A 16,250-nucleotide genomic window follows, 5' to 3' on the forward strand; every position below is an offset into this window, starting at 1 on the left:
GTCGCCCGCCCGCGTCTGCGGGTCAAGCCGGTTTTACCACCGCGCAACCCCTTATGCCGTAGCCGCGATCCGGGCATCGGCAGGCTGGAAAACGCGCCGCCGCGTGCGCCTAGGGGTCTTCGCTCGCGTCGCCGTCGGGCTCATAGTGGAGAATATCGCCCGGCTGGCAGTCCAGAGCGCGGCAGATGGCCTCCAGCGTGTCGAAGCGTATGCCTTTGACCTTGCCCTGCCTCAGCAGGCTGAGATTGGCTTCGGTGATGCCGATGGAGGCGGCGAGTTCCTTAGACTTCACATTGCGCCGGGCCAGCACCGCCGCGAGGCTCACTTTGATGGGCATGGCGTTCAGACGAACTGGCTGTTTTCTTCGGCGAGAACAGCGGCTTTCTCCATCGCCCAGGCCAGCGCGGCGATGACGCCGGCGAACAGCGCCAGGATCATCACGTCGGAACTGATGTCGAGGACGATCTGCATGCGGCCGCCGTGCCACCCCAGCGCCAGCGTGAACAGCATGCCCGCGACCGGCTTGGCCAGAGCGCTGGCGCTGGCGCCCAGCGCGAAATCCCGCAGCCCGGCAATGCCCTCGGGCGCGAAGGGATGGCCGGCCGCGAACTGCGCGAGGCAGGCGCGCAGCCGGATCAGGCCCCAGCTGAGCGGCAGCAGATGCAGCAGCGCGGTGGCGATGCCTACCAGCCGCAGGGTCGGGCCGAAAGCCGCGTCAGGGGCGCCGGCCAGCCAGTAGAACACCGCCAGCGCCGGCAGCAGAATCGCGAGCGCCAACGCCACACTGTTCAAGGCGCGGAAGCCGAGACGCGCGGCCGGCGAAAGGCCGAGGATGGCCGCCGAACTCATGTCGCGGGCTTCGGCCGGGCTGCGCTGGCTTTTCATGCTTTCCCCCTGGGTCGGGCTTATTATGTCCAAAAATTATCGTTTGACAATAATTTCAGAAAGCCGCTAGGCTTCAATTATCGTCTTACAATAACGGAGCCGCCCCATGAAAGCCACATCGTTTGCGCTGCTGACACTCTCCGTCGGCCTCGCTTTTCCCGCTCATGCCACCCCCTCCACGCCCAGCGGGACGATCTCGGTCGCCCAGGTCGTCGAGCTCCTCCAGCGCGCGCCGAAGGACAATGCCGCCCGCAACGCGGCGTTGGCCTATCTCGCGGGTGTCGGGGAGGCCACCGGCCTGCTGGTGGCGGAGGCTGGGCGGCGGGGCGGCGTCACGCTCACCTGTGCGCGGCCGCTCGGCATTTCCAGCGCGGCCGCGCTCGCCGCGCTTTCCAGCGTTGATCAGGCGAGCCGGGACAAAACCGCCGCGACGCCAATCCTCATCGACGACATGCTGAGCCGCGCGGGCTGCCGCTAGCGGACACAGGCGGGTGGGCGCCGCGCCTCACCCCTCCCGCAGCCGGTAGCCGACGCCCGGCTCGTTGAGAATGAAGCGCGGATTGGCGGCGTCGTCGCCCAGCTTGTCGCGGATATGGCCGATGGCGATGCGCAGATAATGCGTGTCGTCGGCATGCGCCGGGCCCCACACCGTGGTGAGGAACTGACCGTGGGCGATGAGCCGGCCGGGGTGGCGGGCGAGCAGGGCGAGCACGTCGAACTCCTTGCGGGTCAGCTTCACCTCGCGCCCGTCCACCCGCACCGTGCGGCTGGCGAGATTGACGGTGAGGGCGCCCAGCACCTGCTCGGCCGGCTCCGCTCCCCGGTCCCGGCGCGCGCGCAGCAGCGCCCGCAGCCGCGCCATCACTTCGCCGACGGAGAACGGCTTGGTGACATAGTCGTCGGCCCCGGCGTCGAGCGCGGCGATCTTCTCGGTCTCCTGGTCGCGCACCGACAACACCAGAATCGGCACACGCGACCATTCGCGTATGGCGGCGATCACCGCCTTGCCGTCCATGTCGGGCAGGCCGAGATCGAGCACCACGCAGTCCGGCGCCGAGGTGGCGGCGAGTTCGATGCCCTGCCGCCCGCGCTCGGCCTCGGTGATGTCATAGCCGCCGCTGCCGAGCGCGATGCGCAGGAAGCGGCGGATCGGGGCGTCGTCTTCCACCACGAGGATGCGGGCAGGGGGCGTGTCGGGCTCGGTCATGTGCTGTCGTCGGTGGGCGCCGTGGCGAGGGGCAGGCGCAGCGCGATGGTCGTGCCGCGTCCGTTCGGCCCGGGCAGCGCGCGGGCCGTGCCGCCGTGAGCCTCCACCAGACCGCGCACGATGGCAAGGCCGAGCCCGGTGCCGGCCGGGCGCCCGTCGCCCTGGGTGACGCGGTGGAACAGATCGAACACCTTTTCCTGCTCGCTGTCGGGAATGCCGGGACCCTCATCGCTTATCGCGACCAGGGCCTCCGGCCCTTCGGCATGGGCCGACACGGTGATGGCGGTGCCGGGCGGGGCGTATTTGGCGGCGTTCTCGATCACATTGGTCAGCGCCTGGCCGATCAGCACCGGGTCGACATCCAGCATGGGCAGGTCGCGCGGCAGGTCGACCGCGAGATGATGGCCGGCCAGCGAGCGCGCGAGGTCGGCGCGCACCCGGCCGACGATTTCCGCCAGTTCCACCGGCGCGCGGCGGGGCGTGAGCGCGCCATGGCCGAGGCGCGTCATGTCGAGCAGGTTCTGCACATAGCGGTCGAGCCGGCGCGCCTCGTCGAGTGCGGTGCCCGCGAGTTCCCGCCGGTCGGCGCGGGATAGCCCGTCGGGATCCTCGGCCAGTGCCGAGACCGTGCCGATGACAGTGGCGGGCGGGGTGCGCAGATCATGGCTCACCGAGTTGAGCAGCGCCCCGCGCAGCCGCTCGCTCTCGCCGGACACACGGGCATCCGCCAATTCCTCGGCGAGGCGCACCCGCTCCACCGCCACGGCGACCTGATCCTCCACCGCCAGCAGCAGGCGGCGGGTCTCGGGATCGAGGCTGCGGCTGCGGTCCTTGAAGCGCACGCCGATGACGCCGAGCGTCTTCTCGCCCGCCGCCAGCGGCACGAACAGCCATTCGCTCATCGGCAGGGTGGCGGTGCCGGAACCGGCGGGCTCGTTGCGCTCGAACGCCCAGCGCGCCGCGCCTTCCGCACGCGGGTCCAGCTCCTCGATGGACGGATGGCCCTGCACCTGTTCCAGCGCGCCGGAGGGGTCGGGCATGAGGATGAGCGAGCGGCAGTCCAGCGTCGCGGCGATGTGGTAGGCGCCGGCCCACAGCACATCGTCGGCATTGCCGGCGGAGGCGATCTTGCGGGCGAAATCGTACAGCGTCTCGGTGCGGCGCTGCGCCACCCGCAGCCCCTCAACTTGCGCCTTCAGCCGCCCCGCCAGCGAGCCGGTGAACACCGCGCCGACGAGGAAGACGAGGATGGAGACGATGTCCTCGGGGTTGTTCACCGCCAGCGTGTAATAGGGCTCGGTGTAGAGGAGGTTATAGGCGAGCGAGCCGAGCAGCGTCGCCACCATGGAGGGGCCAAGGCCGAAATTGGCGCCCACCACCAGCACGGCGGTGAGATAGATCGCGGATATGGCGCCGCCGGGAATCGCGTCCCAGGCGCCGACCGGCCAGGCAATGAGGCTCGCCACGGCGGTCGCCGCCACCGCCGCCACATAGCCGCGCCAGTCGGGATCGAGCTTCGGCCAGACGAAGCCGCCGCGCCGGGCGGGCGGCCTGGGGTCGCTGACGATCGTCACCTCGAAATCCGTCGCCGCGTCGAGCAGCCGCTCGGCCACCGGCTCGCGCAGCAGCCGCGCCAGCCGTCGCCAGCCCGCCCCATGGGTGCGCGGCCGGCCGATGACCACGCGCGAGACGTTGCGGCTGCGGGCGAAGCGCAGAAGCTCGGCCACCGCGTCGGATTCGGCGTGGAGGGTGACGGTCTCCGCCCCCAGCGTCTCGGCGAGGCGAAGCGCGTCCAGCGTGGCAGCGCGCGCGTCCGCCGGCAGCGTCTCATGGCGCGGGGTGAGGACGGTGGCGACGATCCAGGGCAGGCGCGCACGGTCGGCCATGCGCCGCCCCGCCCGTACCAGCGCCTTGGCCACCGGCGCCTCATTGACGCAGACCAGCAGCCGCTCCTGCGTCGGCCACGGGCCTTTGACGGCGTTCGCCCGCATATAGGCGAGCATTTCCGCGTCCACCCGGCTCGCGGCGGTGCGGAGCGCGAGTTCGCGCAGGGCGGTGAGGTTGCCGCGCGAGAAGAAGTTCTCCAGCGCCCGCCCCACCTGCTGCGGGACATAGACCTTGCCGTCCTTCAGCCGCTTGATCAGCTCGTCCGGCGGCAGGTCGATGAGTTCGATGCCGTCGGCGCGCTGCAGCACATGGTCGGGCACGGTCTCGGCGACGCGCACCCCGGTGATGCGGGAGACGATGTCGTTGAGGCTCTCCATGTGCTGGATGTTGAGCGTCGTCGTCACGTCGATGCCGGCGTCGAGCACCTCCAGCACATCCTGCCAGCGCTTGGGGTGGCGCGAGCCGGGGGCGTTGCTGTGGGCGAGCTCGTCGATGAGGGCAAGGCCGGGACGGCGTGCGAGCAGGGCGTCGAGGTCGAGCTCGCTGAGGCTCTGGCCGCGATACTCGACGACGCGGCGCGGCAATTGCTCCAGTGTGCGCAGCAGGGCGGCGGTTTCCGCCCGGCCATGGGTCTCCACCAGCGCGACCACCACATCGACGCCGGCCAGCTGGCGGGCGCGCGCTTCCTCCAGCATGGCGAAGGTCTTGCCGACGCCGGGGGAGGCGCCGAGGAAGATTTTCAAGCGCCCCGGCGCGCCCCGCCCGCGCGCCTCGATGCGGGCTTCGTCGAGAAAGGCTTCGGGGGCGGGGCGTTCCTCGGCTTGGGTGGGCATCGCAGCACGCAGATCCGTTAGCGCTTCAGATCGTCAAGGGCGAGGTTCAGCGCCAGCACATTGACGCGCGGCTCGCCGAGAACGCCGAAGCTGCGGCCGAGGATAGAGCGGTTGACCAGCGCGCGCACCTCGTCTTCCGGCAGGCCACGCGCCTTGGCGACGCGGGCGACCTGCAGCGCCGCCGCCGCCGGCGAGATGTCGGGATCGAGGCCCGAGGCCGAGGCGGTGACGAGATCGGCCGGCACCGGTCCGCCGCCGAGCGCGGCGACGCGCGCCTTCACCGCCTCGGCGAGGACGGCCGAACTCGGCCCGAGATTGGAGCCGGTGGAACTCGCCGCATTATAGGGGTCCTCCACGCTTTTCGCCGGATCCGCCGGATCGGCGCCTGTCGTGGCGGAGGGGCGGCCGTGGAAATAGCGCTCCGCGGTGAAGGACTGGCCGATGAGCGCCGAGCCGACCACGCGGCCGCCGACTGTGACCGGCGAGCCATTGGCCGCAGCGGGGAAGGCGAGCTGGGCGATGCCTGTGACGGCGAGGGGATAGGCGAAGCCGGTGAGTGCGGTGAACAGGGCCAGCAGCACCAGCGCCGGGCGAAGAGCTTGGGTCATATGGCGGCCTCCTCTCAGGCCAGATGCAGCAGGTCGACGACAAGGTCGATGGCCTTGATGCCGAGGAAGGGAACGATGAGCCCGCCGAGCCCATAGATGAGCAGGTTGCGGCCAAGCAGGGCGGAGGCGGAGGCAGGCGTGTAGGCGACGCCCTTCAGCGCGATGGGGATCAGCGCCACGATGACCAGCGCGTTGAAGATGACGGCGGACAGGATGGCCGATTGCGGTGTGCCGAGGCCCATCACGTCGAGCACGCCGAGGCCGGGATAGGCGGCCACGAACAGGGCCGGCAGGATGGCGAAATATTTCGCCACGTCATTGGCGACCGAGAAGGTGGTGAGCGCCCCGCGCGAGATGAGCAACTGCTTGCCCACCAGCACGATCTCGATCAGCTTGGTCGGGTCGCTGTCGAGGTCGATGAGGTTGCCCGCCTCCTTGGCCGCCGGGGTGCCGGTGTTCATGGCGACGCCGACATCGGCCTGCGCCAGCGCCGGCGCGTCATTGGAGCCGTCGCCGCACATGGCGACCAGCCGGCCTTCCGCCTGCTCGCGGCGGATCAGTTCCAGCTTCTTCTCCGGCGTCGCCTCGGCGAGGAAGTCATCCACCCCCGCCTCGGCGGCAATGGCGGCGGCGGTGAGCGGGTTGTCGCCGGTGATCATCACCGTGCGGATGCCCATGCGGCGCAGCTCGGCGAAGCGCTCGCGAATGGCGGGCTTTACCACGTCCTTGAGATGAATGACGCCGAGCACGCGCCGGTCCTGCGCCACCACCAGCGGCGTGCCGCCGGAGGCGCCGATGCGCTTGACGATCTGGTCCACCGCCGGGCTGAGCGGCGCGCCGGACAGCGCCGCCATGGCGTCGGACGCACCCTTGCGCAGCGCACCGCCGCCGGGCAGGTCCACCCCCGACATGCGGGTATGGGCGCTGAACGGCACATAGGTGGCGCGCGCATCCAGCGTCGCGGCGAGGCCGAAGCGGCGCCGGGCGAGATCGACGATGGACTTGCCCTCCGGCGTGTCGTCGGCGAGCGAGGCGAGCAGGGCGGCTTCCGCCAGCTCCTGCTCGGTGACGCCCGGCGCCGGCTCGAACGCATCGGCCATGCGGTTGCCGAAGGTGATGGTGCCGGTCTTGTCCAGCAGCAGCACGTCGATATCGCCGGCCGCCTCCACCGCGCGGCCGGATTTGGCCACCACATTCGCCTTCACCAGCCGTTCCATCCCGGCAATGCCGATGGCGGAGAGCAGGCCGCCAATGGTGGTGGGGATGAGGGTGACGAACAGCGCCACGAGATAGATCACCGGCAGCGTGGTGCCCGACCAGGAGGCGAACACCGGGAGCGTGACCACGACCAGCAGGAAGACGAGGGTGAGGCCGGCCAGGAGGATGTCGAGGGCGATCTCGTTCGGCGTCTTCTGCCGCTTGGCGCCTTCCACCAGCGCGATCATACGGTCGAGAAAGGTCTCGCCCGGCTTGGCGGTGACGCGCACCACCAGCCAGTCCGACACTAGCCGCGTGCCGCCGGTGACGGAGGAGCGGTCGCCGCCGGATTCGCGGATGACCGGCGCGCTCTCGCCGGTGATGGCGCTTTCATCCACCGAAGCGGCGCCTTCCACGACCTCGCCATCGGTCGGCAGCGTGTCGCCCGCCTCGACGAGGATGAGTTCGCCCACCTCCACCCGCTCCACGTCGCGGGCGCGGAAGGCGGTGCGGTCGCGCGCATCCGCCAGCACCTTGGCTTGAGCCGAGGATTTGGTGGCGCGGAACGCGTCCGCCCGCGCCTTGCCGCGCCCTTCGGCGACGGCTTCGGCGAAATTGGCGAACAGCACGGTGAACCAGAGCCAGATGGCGATCTGGATGCCGATGGCGGCGTTGGGCCCGCCGGTGAGCGCCTCGCGGAGCGCCAGAACCGTGGCGACAAGGCTCACCAGCGCGGTGGAGAAGATCACCGGGTTGCGGGCGAGGCTGCGCGGGTCGAGCTTGCGGAAGGCATGGAGGACCGCCGGGCCGAGAATGGCCGGGGCGAACAGGCCGAAAGCGGGGGAAGAGTGCTTGCTCATGGCAATTCTCAGAAGGTCCGGCCGGCCAGCAGGGAGACGTGCTCCGCCAGCGGACCGAGGGCGAGGACGGGGAGGAAGGTCAGCGCGCCGACGATGAGGATGGTGGCGACCAGCAGCGCGACGAACAGCGCGCCATGGGTGGGGAAGGTGCCGGCGGTTGGCGGCGCGGTCTTCTTCGCCGCCAGGCTGCCGGCAATGGCGAGGATGGGGATGATGTAGCCGAAGCGGCCGAGCATCATCGCGATGCCGAGAAACGTGTTGTGCCAGACCGTGTTGGCGGTGAAGCCGGCAAAGGCCGAGCCGTTGTTTCCGGTGGCGGAGGAATAGGCGTAGAGCAGTTCGGAAAGCCCATGCGGGCCGGCATCCTGCACCGAGCTCTGCGCCGTGCCGGCGGCGATGGCGAGGGCGGGCAGGATCAGCGCGCCGAGCGGCATGACCAGCAGCGTGAGCGCCGCCAGCTTCACCTCCCGCGCCTCGATCTTCTTGCCGAGATATTCCGGCGTGCGGCCGACCATCAGCCCGGCGAGGAAGACGACGAGGATGACGAAGAGCAGCATGCCGGTGAGGCCGACGCCGACGCCGCCGAACACGACTTCGCCGAGCTGGATGTTGAGCATGGCGACCAGCCCGCCAAGCGGCGTGAAGCTGTCATGCATGGCGTTGACCGAGCCATTGGAGGCGGCGGTGGTCGCGGCGGCCCACAAGGTGGAGCCGAGAATGCCGAAGCGGACCTCCTTGCCTTCCATATTGCCGGCGCCCGCCTCGACCAGCCCCGCCTGCAGCGGGTTGCCGGCCTGCTCGCTGGCATAGAGCGCGGCGAAGCCGGCGAGGAACAGCAGCGCCATGGCGGCGAACAGCGCGCGGCCCTGCCGGCGGTCGCCGACCATGCGGCCATAGGTGAAGCAGAACGCCGCCGGCAGAGCGAGGATGGCCAGCGTGGAGAGCAGATTGGTGATCGCCGTCGGATTCTCGAACGGGTGGGCGGAATTCACATTGAAGAAACCGCCGCCATTGGTGCCGAGCTGCTTGATGGCGATCTGGCTCGCCACCGGCCCGAGCGAGAGTGTCTGATGCGCGCCTTCCAGCGTGGTGGCGTCAAAGGCGCCGGCCAGGGTCTGCGGCAGGCCGCAAGAGGCGAAGACCAGCGCCAGCACGAGCGCGGCCGGCAGCAGGATGTAGAGTGTGCCGCGGGTGAGATCGACCCAGAAATTGCCGATCGTCTTGCCCTGCCGTGTGGCGAAGCCGCGCGCCACGGCGGCGGCGACCGCCATGCCGGAGGCCGCGGAAACGAAATTCTGCGTCGTCAGCCCCACCATCTGGCTGAAGTTCGAGAGCGTGGTCTCGCCGCCATAGGACTGCCAGTTGGTGTTGGTGACGAAGGACAGCGCCGTGTTGAAGGCGAGAGGCGGCGACAGGCCGGCAAAGCCTTGCGGATTAAGCGGCAGCCGGTCCTGGAACAGCAGGATGAGGTAGAGCAGCACGAAGCCGGCGGCGTTGAAGGCGAGCAGCGCCAACGCATAGCCGGTCCAGCGCTGCGGCTTCTCCGCCGCAGGGCCGGCGGCCGTGAGCAGCGCCCGTTCCACCGGGGCAAGGAACCGGACATCGCCGGCGAAGGTCGCCGCCATGTAGGCGCCGAGCGGGACGGCGAGGGCGATCAGCAGGCCGGCGAACAGAAGGAATTGCAGGAGATCGGCGTCCATGCCGTCCTCCCCTAGAACAGCTCGGGGCGCAGCAGCGCCACGAGCAGATAGGCGAAGAGGACGAAGGCGGTCGCGAGCCCCAATGTGAGTTCAAGCGTCATGGCGCGCCTCCTCACACCCTGTCGGCGGCGAGGACGGCGAGGGAGGCGAGCGCGAACAGCGCGAGGCCCCCGGCCAGGAAGGACATGTCGGCGATCATGATGAGCTCCGGTTCAGACTGACCCGGAGCTACGCCTCACCCGCATAAAGCCGATAGGTGGAACCGGCCGACACGCATAAAGCCGGCGTAAAGTCCGCCCGCGCCCCGACCCTCGCCGGGGCGCGGGCGGCTGTCAGGCGAGGTCGATGAGGATCTTCAGCTCGGTGCCGGCGGGGCTCAGCAACTGCTCGAAGCCTTCCGCCACCACATCGTCGAGCTTGATGCGCCTTGTGACGACCTTCTCGGCCGGCAGAAGCCCGGAGCCGATGAGCGCGGCGACGCGCGGCCACATCAGCGTCGAGTAGCACCAGGAGCCGCGCAGATCGATGTCCTTGAAGGTGAGGGTGAACCCGTCCACCGCCGGCTTGCCGACATGCAGGCCGACCTGCACCACCACGCCCTGCCGACGCACCGCCTCGATGCAGGTGGCGGTGGCGGCTTCCGCGCCGACGCATTCCAGCGCCACATCCACCCCGACATGGCCTTCGGTCTGGTCGCGGATCGCCTCGACCACATTGTCGCTTCTAGGGTTGAGGGTGATCACGTCGGGCAGCACCGCGCGGGCCATGGCCAGCCGGTTGTCATTGGTGTCGGACAGAAAGATCGTCGTCGCGCCCGCCGCCCGCGCGGCGAGGATCTGCAGCTGGCCGATGGGCCCGGCGCCGGTGACGAGCACGGAGGAGCCGGGCCGCACCCCGCCGCGCTCGGCGGCGTAGACGACGACGGCGGTGGGCTCGATCAGCGCTGCCTGTTCGTCTGTTACATTATCCGGCATGGCGAAGACGTTGTAATCATTGACAACGGAATATTCCGCCATGCCGCCCCACGGCCACATGAGGCCGACAATGCCGAGCTTGTCGGAGAGCTGATAGAGGCTGCGCTTGCCGTAATGGTCGTCGCGCGGGGAGATCAGCGGCTGGATGGACACGCGGTCGCCGGGCTTCACATTGGTCACCTCGGCGCCGATGGCGACGACGGTGCCGCCATATTCATGGCCCAGCGTCTGCGGCAGCTGGGCGCCGGTGTAGGGATGCGGCGCGGTGGGGATGAAGATGGGGCCGGCGGCGTATTCGTGCAGGTCGGTGCCGCAGATGCCGCAAAAGCGGTTCTTGACCAGCACGTCGCGCGGGCCGAGCCGGGCGCGGTCCGGCTTCGGCACGTCCTCGATGCGCACATCGCGCTTGCCGTGGAAGCGGGCGGCTTTCATGGAAATGTCCTTGAAACAGGGGGATGGGCGTCAGCTTTTGGCGGCGAGGGCGTCGAAGGCTTCCAGCGCCCGGCTGGCATAGACGGCGGAAGGACCGCCGCCCATTTCCAGCGCGACGGCGAGCACCTCGATGAGTTCCTCGCGGCGGGCGCCGTGGCTGGCGGCGTTGGCGACGTGGAACAGGATGCAGTCGGCGCAGCCCTGATGCACGGCGAGGGCGACGGCGATCAGTTCCTTGGTCGCCGCGCTAAGCGCGCCGGGGCGGGAGGCCTCGCCCATCAGCGAGCGGAAGGCGCCCATCGGGCCGGGCGCCGCCTTGGCCAGCGCGCCGAAGCGCCGGTTCATGTCCTTGAGCTGGTCGTGGATGTTTTCACTGCCGGCCATGACCGTTCCTCAGATGAAGACCATGCCGCCATCCACCATCAGGGACTGGCCGGTCATGAAGTCGGAATCGGTGGAGGCGAGGTAGCGGGCGACACCCACGAGATCGTCCGGCCGCGAGGCGCGGCCGAGCACGGCGGTGGCGGCGAAGGTGTCGAAGGCCTCGTTCTCCTTGGTGGTGAGCTTGTTGTCGCGAAAGCCCTTGTCGATCACGTCCCACATCGGGGTGGCGACGACGCCGGGGCAGAAGCAGTTGGCGGTGATGCCCTCCTTGCCGAAGGCGCGCGCCGCCGCCTGGGTCATCGCCACCACGGCGAATTTCGAGGCGCAGTAATGGGCGAGCGGCTCATAGCCCTGCTTGGCGGCGATGGACGCGGTGTTGATGATCTTGCCGCCGCCCCCTTGGTGCCGGAACGTCTTCACCGCCTCCTGCATGCCGATGAGCACGCCGAGCGCGTTCACATCGGTCACGAAGCGCCAGTCCTCCTCGGTGATGTCGAGGAAGGGCCGGGTCTGGGCGACGCCGGCATTGTTGAACAGCACGTCGACGCGGCCGAAGGCCTCCGCCGCCTTGTCCAGCATGGCGCGGACCTGCGCGCGCTCGCGCACATCCACCGCCACGCCGATGGCCTTGCCGCCAGCGGCCGTGATCTCGCCCGCCAGCCTATCGGCGGCGTCCTGCGCGAGATCGGCGACGGTGATGGCGGCACCGTCGGCGGCGAGCGCCCGGGCGATGGCGGCGCCAATGCCACCGGTGGCGCCTGTTATGACGATGCTCTTATCCCTGAGTTTGGGCATGATTCCTCCTTCGCCGTCCGCGACCGCGCGACGGCGTTGTGATGTCTGGGGGGTGGGTCAGGCGATGTGGGCGAGGATCAGTTCATTGACCCGTGCGGCCTTCTCCATCTGCACCATGTGGCCGGCCTCTTCGATCACCTCTACCGTCGCGCGGGTGCCGAGCGCCTGCGCATGGGCGGGCGGGATCACCTTGTCGCTGGCGCCGAAGATCACCAGCGCCGGCACCTCGGTGGCGGCGAGGGCATCGGCCAGCTGATCGGCCTGCCGGCCGCCGGCGAACAGCGCGGCGGAAAGGGAGGTGAGCGCTTCCGCCACCCCGTCGAGACGCTTGTATTTCAACAGGTCATCCACCAGCTGGCGGGTGACGGTGTCGGGATCGTGGAACAGCTGTTCCAGCACGGGTTTCAGGTCGCGCCGCGAGGTCGCCTGAACGAAGCCGTCGGTGTAGCCGGCATTGATCGCGTCCCCGAGGTCGGCCGAGCCGATCAGCGTCACCGAGGCGACGCGGTCGCGCGCGTCGAGCGCGGTGCGGCCGGCGACGGCGCCGCCCATGGAATGGCCGACGAGATTGGCGCGCGGAATGTCGAGCGCGTCCATGAAGCCGAGAAGCGCGGCGGACAGCCCCTTGAGCGAGGGATCGGCGAGCGTCTTGTCGGACTGGCCGTGGCCGGGAAGGTCGAGCGCGTAGACGGTGGCGGCTTCCGCCAGCGCGTCGATGTTGAACAGCCAATTGTCGAGATCGCCGCCGAAGCCGTGGATGAGGATGACGTTCTCCGCCCCCTCGCCGCGTTTGGCATAGCGCAGGCGTCCGGTCGGCGTGTCGATGAAGTGGGTGCGCGGCGCCTCCTCCTCCGCCGCCTCGGCCGCCGCCTGCGTCGCATATTCCGCGACATAGGCGTCGATCTCGGCATCCGGCACCTCGTCATCGGCGATGACGCCGATCAGCGCCTTGACGGGGTAGACCGTGTCCGGCTCGCCGATTACCCGGCGCAGCGTGCCGGTTTCATGCGCCTCGACCACGCCGGCGATCTTGTCGGTTTCAACCTCGACAATCTCGTCGCCCGGCGCGACCGGCGAACCGGCGGGCTTGAGCCAGCCGGTCACCTTGCCTTCCGACATCGACAGGCCCCATTTGGGCATGACGATGGGCTTGATGCGTTCATTCATCGAGAAGGCTCCTTACGCCGCCGACTTCACGGGATCGGTGGTCTTGTGGACCGCCGCGACGATGGCGTCGGCCGAGGGGATGTAGAGGTCTTCCAGCACGGGCGAGAACGGCACCGGCGTGTGCGGCGCGGTGACCATCTGCGGCGCCGCTTTCAGCGCGCCGAAGGCGTTCTGCGCGACATAGGCGGCGACATCGGTGGCGATGGAGCAGCGCGGATTGGCCTCGTCGATGACCACGAGCCGGCCGGTGTTCTCCACGCTCTCGATCACCGTGTCCCAGTCGATCGGCGAGAGGGTGCGCAGGTCGATCACCTCCGCCGAGACGCCGGAGCGGGCGAGCGTGTCGGCGGCCGCGAGCGCGCGCGGCACGGTGAGGCCGTAGCCGACCAGCGTCACATCCTTGCCGTCGCGCACGATGTTGGCTTCGCCGAAGGGGATGGCGTAGCTCTCTTCCGGCACATCGGCCTCCGAGCCGTAGAGCGCCTTGTGCTCGCAGAAGATCACCGGGTCGTCGTCGCGGATCGCCTGAATCAGCAGGCCCTTGGCGTCATAGGCGTTGGATGGACATACCACCTTCAGCCCCGGAATATGGGTGAAGAGCGGGGTGAGCATCTGCGAGTGCTGCGCGGCGGCCCGGAAGCCGGCGCCGACCATGGCGCGGATGACCACCGGGGTCTTGGCCTTGCCGCCGAACATGTATTTGAACTTGGCGGCCTGGTTGAAGATCTGGTCGAAGCACACGCCCATGAAGTCGAGGAACATCAGTTCCGCCACCGGGCGCATGCCGCAGGCCGCCGCGCCGATGGCGGCGCCGATATAGGCGCTCTCCGACAGCGGGGTGTCCATCAGCCGGTTGCCGTGCTTGGCGTGCAGCCCCTTGGTGACGCCGAGCACGCCGCCCCAGGCGTCCATCTCGCCGGGCGCGCCGGCGCCGCCGACAATGTCCTCGCCGAGCAGGATGACGGTGGGATCGCGGCGCATTTCGAGGTCGAGCGCCTCGTTGATCGCCTGCTTGTAGCTGATCATGCGGGCCATGGGTTTTCCTCCGGTTCTTGGTTGTTTGGCTCAGTAGGCGACATAGACATCGGTGGTGAGGTCGCGGGCGCCGGGCAGCGGCGCGCCCTTGGCGGTCTCCACCGCATCGTCGATCAGCGCCGCCACTTCGCGGTCGATCAAAGCGAGGTCGGCCTCGCTCACCACCCCGGCGGCGGTGACGCGGGCGCCGAACAGCTTCAGGCAGTCGCGGTGAGCGCGGTTGTAGTCGTTCTCGCCCTTGGCCTTGTAGGTCTGGGCGTCTCCCTCGAAATGGCCGAAGAAGCGCACGGTCTTGCATTCGAGCAGCGCCGGCCCGCCGCCCTCGCGGGCGCGCTTGATGATCTCGCCCGCCGCCTCGTAGACGGCGAAGAAATCGGTGCCGTCCACCGTCACGCCGGGCAGGCCGAAGCCGGCGGCGCGGTCGACATAGGAATCGACGGCGGTGGCGTATTCGACCGAGGTCGATTCCGCGTAGCCATTGTTCTCGACCACGAACACGACCGGCAGGTTCCAGATGGCGGCGAGATTCATGCTCTCCAGCACGGTGCCCTGATTGGCCGCGCCGTCGCCGAAGAAGGTGAGGCCCACCCCGCCATCGCCGCGGAACTTGGCGGCGAGGCCGGCGCCGCAGATCAGCGGCGCGCCGGCGCCGAGAATGCCGTTGGCGCCCATCATGCCCTTGGAGAGGTCGGCAATGTGCATGGAGCCGCCCTTGCCCCGGCAGCAGCCCGTCACCTTGCCGTAGATCTCGCCCATCATCTCGTGGACATCGACGCCCTTGGCGATGCAGTGGCCATGGCCGCGATGGGTGGAGGCGATGCGGTCGATATCGGTGAGGTGCATCATGATGCCGGTCGCGCAGGCTTCCTCACCGGCATAGAGGTGGACGAAGCCGGGAATGTCGCCCTTGGCGAATTCCACATGCAGCCGCTCCTCGAAATCGCGGATGGTGCGCATGGTGCGGTAGGCGGTCAGCAATTCGTCCCGGGAGAGGGGAAAGGGATTGTTGGTCATGGCGTCGTCGTTCCTCCTTGGGATGCCGGGCGTTGCCGGCGGTTATTGTCGGGGCAGGGCGTCACGCGCCCGCCAGCAGAGGGGCGTGGTGCGGGGCAGGGTGCGCGGTGCAAGCGGCGTGGCGCAGCAGCAGCTTCTCGCGGGCGGCGAAGCCCATGACGGCGGCGACATCGACGGTGCGGAAGGCGGCGTCGCGCAGGCAGATCGTCACCTGCTGATGCCCGTCGAAGAAAAGCTCGCGCTCGCCGTCGAGCGCCACCGAGCCGGCGGCGATATCGGGTGAGAACACGGTCCCCGAGGGCATGCGGCGCCAGCTCTCGACGCCGACGGGCGTGACGAGGCCGGGCGCGATGGGTGCGTGCACCACCATCGGGGCCGTTGCCGCCGGGGCGAGGGTGAGGGTGAGCCCGCCCGGCGCGCGCCGGCTCACCGGCTCGATCAGCCCGGCAATGGCGGCCATGCCGATGACTTCCGGATCGGCGAAGGTGACATAGAGCTCGCGAAACGTCTCCGCCCGCCACAGGGCGCGGGCGCCGACGAAGCGGTCGGTGACGAGGGCGACATCAACCAGCGCGATGTCCGGCGGCCCGCCGTCGATGCGCACCTCGATCAGCTTGTTGGCGGCGAAGGCGAGGGCGCCCGGCACCTGGCCCATGGCGGCGAGGCCGGTGGCGAGGCCGGTTATGGTGGGCTCGCGATGTTCGGGAAAGGCGTTATTGGTGCCGGTGGAAATGCCGGCGATCGGCACCTGCCCGCACTCCGCCACCACGGCGCGATGGGTGCCGTCGCCGCCCAGCACGATGATGGCGGCGATATCGCCGGCCTCGCGCATCATCCGCGCGGCGCGGCGTGTGTCGTCCACCGTGCCGGTGACCGGCATGGCGAGATGGGTCAGCCGGGGAAAGCGCGCCTCGCCCTGCGCATTGGAGCGCTCCATGCCGCGCAGCACATGGGTGGCGATGCCGCCGCGCTCGGGCATCATCACCACCTCCTCGATGCCGCAGGCGGCGAGCGCGGCCAGCGCGCGCAGCACGATGTTGGCGCGGTCCGCCACCTGCACGCTGTTGGCGCTGGCGACGACGCGGCGAATGTCCCGCGCCGAGATCGGATTGGCGATGATACCGACCTTCGGCGGCGTCGATGACGTCATCCGGCGTCCTTCCCGTGGCGTTCGTCCCTGCGGGCCGCTCCTTGCCGGGCGGCCTCGTTCTGTGGGCTCTCCCTCCGCAAGCGGCGGGCCAAGTGGCGTTATCGCTCCAAGTCTTTGAAATC

16 protein-coding genes are annotated in these 16,250 nt (G+C 69.4%); 1 reads left to right on the forward strand and 15 read right to left on the reverse strand.

What is annotated here, in order from left to right; genetic code table 11:
* Positions 1-109: 109 nt before the first annotated feature.
* Complete coding sequence (locus ACO07Z_RS04495) at positions 110-337, reverse strand: helix-turn-helix domain-containing protein (protein WP_421697571.1); 228 nt, start codon at positions 335-337, stop codon at positions 110-112.
* A gap of 5 nt (positions 338-342) precedes the next feature.
* Complete coding sequence (locus tag ACO07Z_RS04500; protein ID WP_421697572.1) at positions 343-885, reverse strand: hypothetical protein; 543 nt, start codon at positions 883-885, stop codon at positions 343-345.
* 106 nt (positions 886-991) lie between these two features.
* Here ACO07Z_RS04500 and ACO07Z_RS04505 point away from each other — a divergent pair, with 106 nt between their 5' ends.
* Positions 992-1,363: a chlorophyllide reductase gene (locus ACO07Z_RS04505; RefSeq protein WP_421697573.1), complete on the forward strand. Its 372-nt coding sequence runs from the start codon at positions 992-994 to the stop codon at positions 1,361-1,363.
* Between the two features lie 27 nt (positions 1,364-1,390).
* On the opposite strand, the gene ACO07Z_RS04510 is transcribed toward ACO07Z_RS04505, so the two are convergent.
* The 13 genes from ACO07Z_RS04510 to ACO07Z_RS04570 all read right to left on the reverse strand — a co-directional run bounded on the left by ACO07Z_RS04510 (position 1,391) and on the right by ACO07Z_RS04570 (position 16,128).
* The gene (locus ACO07Z_RS04510; protein WP_421697574.1) at positions 1,391-2,092 is read right to left on the reverse strand and encodes a response regulator; all 702 of its coding nucleotides are present in this window, start codon (positions 2,090-2,092) and stop codon (positions 1,391-1,393) included.
* Positions 2,089-4,812, reverse strand: a complete 2,724-nt coding sequence (locus tag ACO07Z_RS04515; protein ID WP_421697575.1) for an ATP-binding protein — start codon at positions 4,810-4,812, stop codon at positions 2,089-2,091. Before ACO07Z_RS04515 ends, ACO07Z_RS04510 begins: the two co-directional genes overlap by 4 nt.
* Before the next feature lie 17 nt (positions 4,813-4,829).
* Positions 4,830-5,420, reverse strand: a complete 591-nt coding sequence (gene kdpC, locus ACO07Z_RS04520; protein ID WP_421697576.1) for a potassium-transporting ATPase subunit KdpC — start codon at positions 5,418-5,420, stop codon at positions 4,830-4,832.
* A 14-nt stretch (positions 5,421-5,434) separates the two neighbouring features.
* Positions 5,435-7,477: a potassium-transporting ATPase subunit KdpB gene (gene kdpB / locus ACO07Z_RS04525; RefSeq protein WP_421697577.1), complete on the reverse strand. Its 2,043-nt coding sequence runs from the start codon at positions 7,475-7,477 to the stop codon at positions 5,435-5,437.
* Positions 7,478-7,485: 8 nt separating this feature from the next.
* The gene (gene kdpA / locus ACO07Z_RS04530; RefSeq protein WP_421697578.1) at positions 7,486-9,177 is read right to left on the reverse strand and encodes a potassium-transporting ATPase subunit KdpA; all 1,692 of its coding nucleotides are present in this window, start codon (positions 9,175-9,177) and stop codon (positions 7,486-7,488) included.
* A gap of 11 nt (positions 9,178-9,188) precedes the next feature.
* Positions 9,189-9,278, reverse strand: a complete 90-nt coding sequence (gene kdpF / locus ACO07Z_RS04535; protein ID WP_421697579.1) for a K(+)-transporting ATPase subunit F — start codon at positions 9,276-9,278, stop codon at positions 9,189-9,191.
* Between the two features lie 231 nt (positions 9,279-9,509).
* The gene (locus tag ACO07Z_RS04540) at positions 9,510-10,583 is read right to left on the reverse strand and encodes a 2,3-butanediol dehydrogenase (protein WP_421697580.1); all 1,074 of its coding nucleotides are present in this window, start codon (positions 10,581-10,583) and stop codon (positions 9,510-9,512) included.
* 30 nt (positions 10,584-10,613) lie between these two features.
* Positions 10,614-10,967 carry a carboxymuconolactone decarboxylase family protein gene (locus ACO07Z_RS04545; protein WP_421697581.1) on the reverse strand — a complete coding sequence of 118 codons (354 nt, stop codon included), beginning with the start codon at positions 10,965-10,967 and terminating at the stop codon, positions 10,614-10,616.
* A gap of 9 nt (positions 10,968-10,976) precedes the next feature.
* Positions 10,977-11,762 carry a glucose 1-dehydrogenase gene (locus ACO07Z_RS04550; RefSeq protein WP_421697582.1) on the reverse strand — a complete coding sequence of 262 codons (786 nt, stop codon included), beginning with the start codon at positions 11,760-11,762 and terminating at the stop codon, positions 10,977-10,979.
* Between the two features lie 57 nt (positions 11,763-11,819).
* On the reverse strand, positions 11,820-12,929 hold the full coding sequence (locus tag ACO07Z_RS04555) for an acetoin dehydrogenase dihydrolipoyllysine-residue acetyltransferase subunit (RefSeq protein WP_421697583.1): 1,110 nt from the start codon (positions 12,927-12,929) through the stop codon (positions 11,820-11,822).
* A 12-nt stretch (positions 12,930-12,941) separates the two neighbouring features.
* The gene (locus ACO07Z_RS04560) at positions 12,942-13,964 is read right to left on the reverse strand and encodes an alpha-ketoacid dehydrogenase subunit beta (RefSeq protein WP_421697584.1); all 1,023 of its coding nucleotides are present in this window, start codon (positions 13,962-13,964) and stop codon (positions 12,942-12,944) included.
* Between the two features lie 30 nt (positions 13,965-13,994).
* Positions 13,995-14,978 (reverse strand): thiamine pyrophosphate-dependent dehydrogenase E1 component subunit alpha, encoded by a 984-nt coding sequence (locus ACO07Z_RS04565; protein ID WP_421697585.1) that lies wholly within the window; start codon positions 14,976-14,978, stop codon positions 13,995-13,997.
* A 61-nt stretch (positions 14,979-15,039) separates the two neighbouring features.
* Complete coding sequence (locus ACO07Z_RS04570) at positions 15,040-16,128, reverse strand: ATP-NAD kinase family protein (RefSeq protein WP_421697586.1); 1,089 nt, start codon at positions 16,126-16,128, stop codon at positions 15,040-15,042.
* Positions 16,129-16,250 lie beyond the last annotated feature (122 nt).

Origin of the sequence: Ancylobacter sp. (genome assembly GCF_965229075.1) — a bacterium.
Classification (GTDB): Bacteria; Pseudomonadota; Alphaproteobacteria; order Rhizobiales; family Xanthobacteraceae; genus Ancylobacter.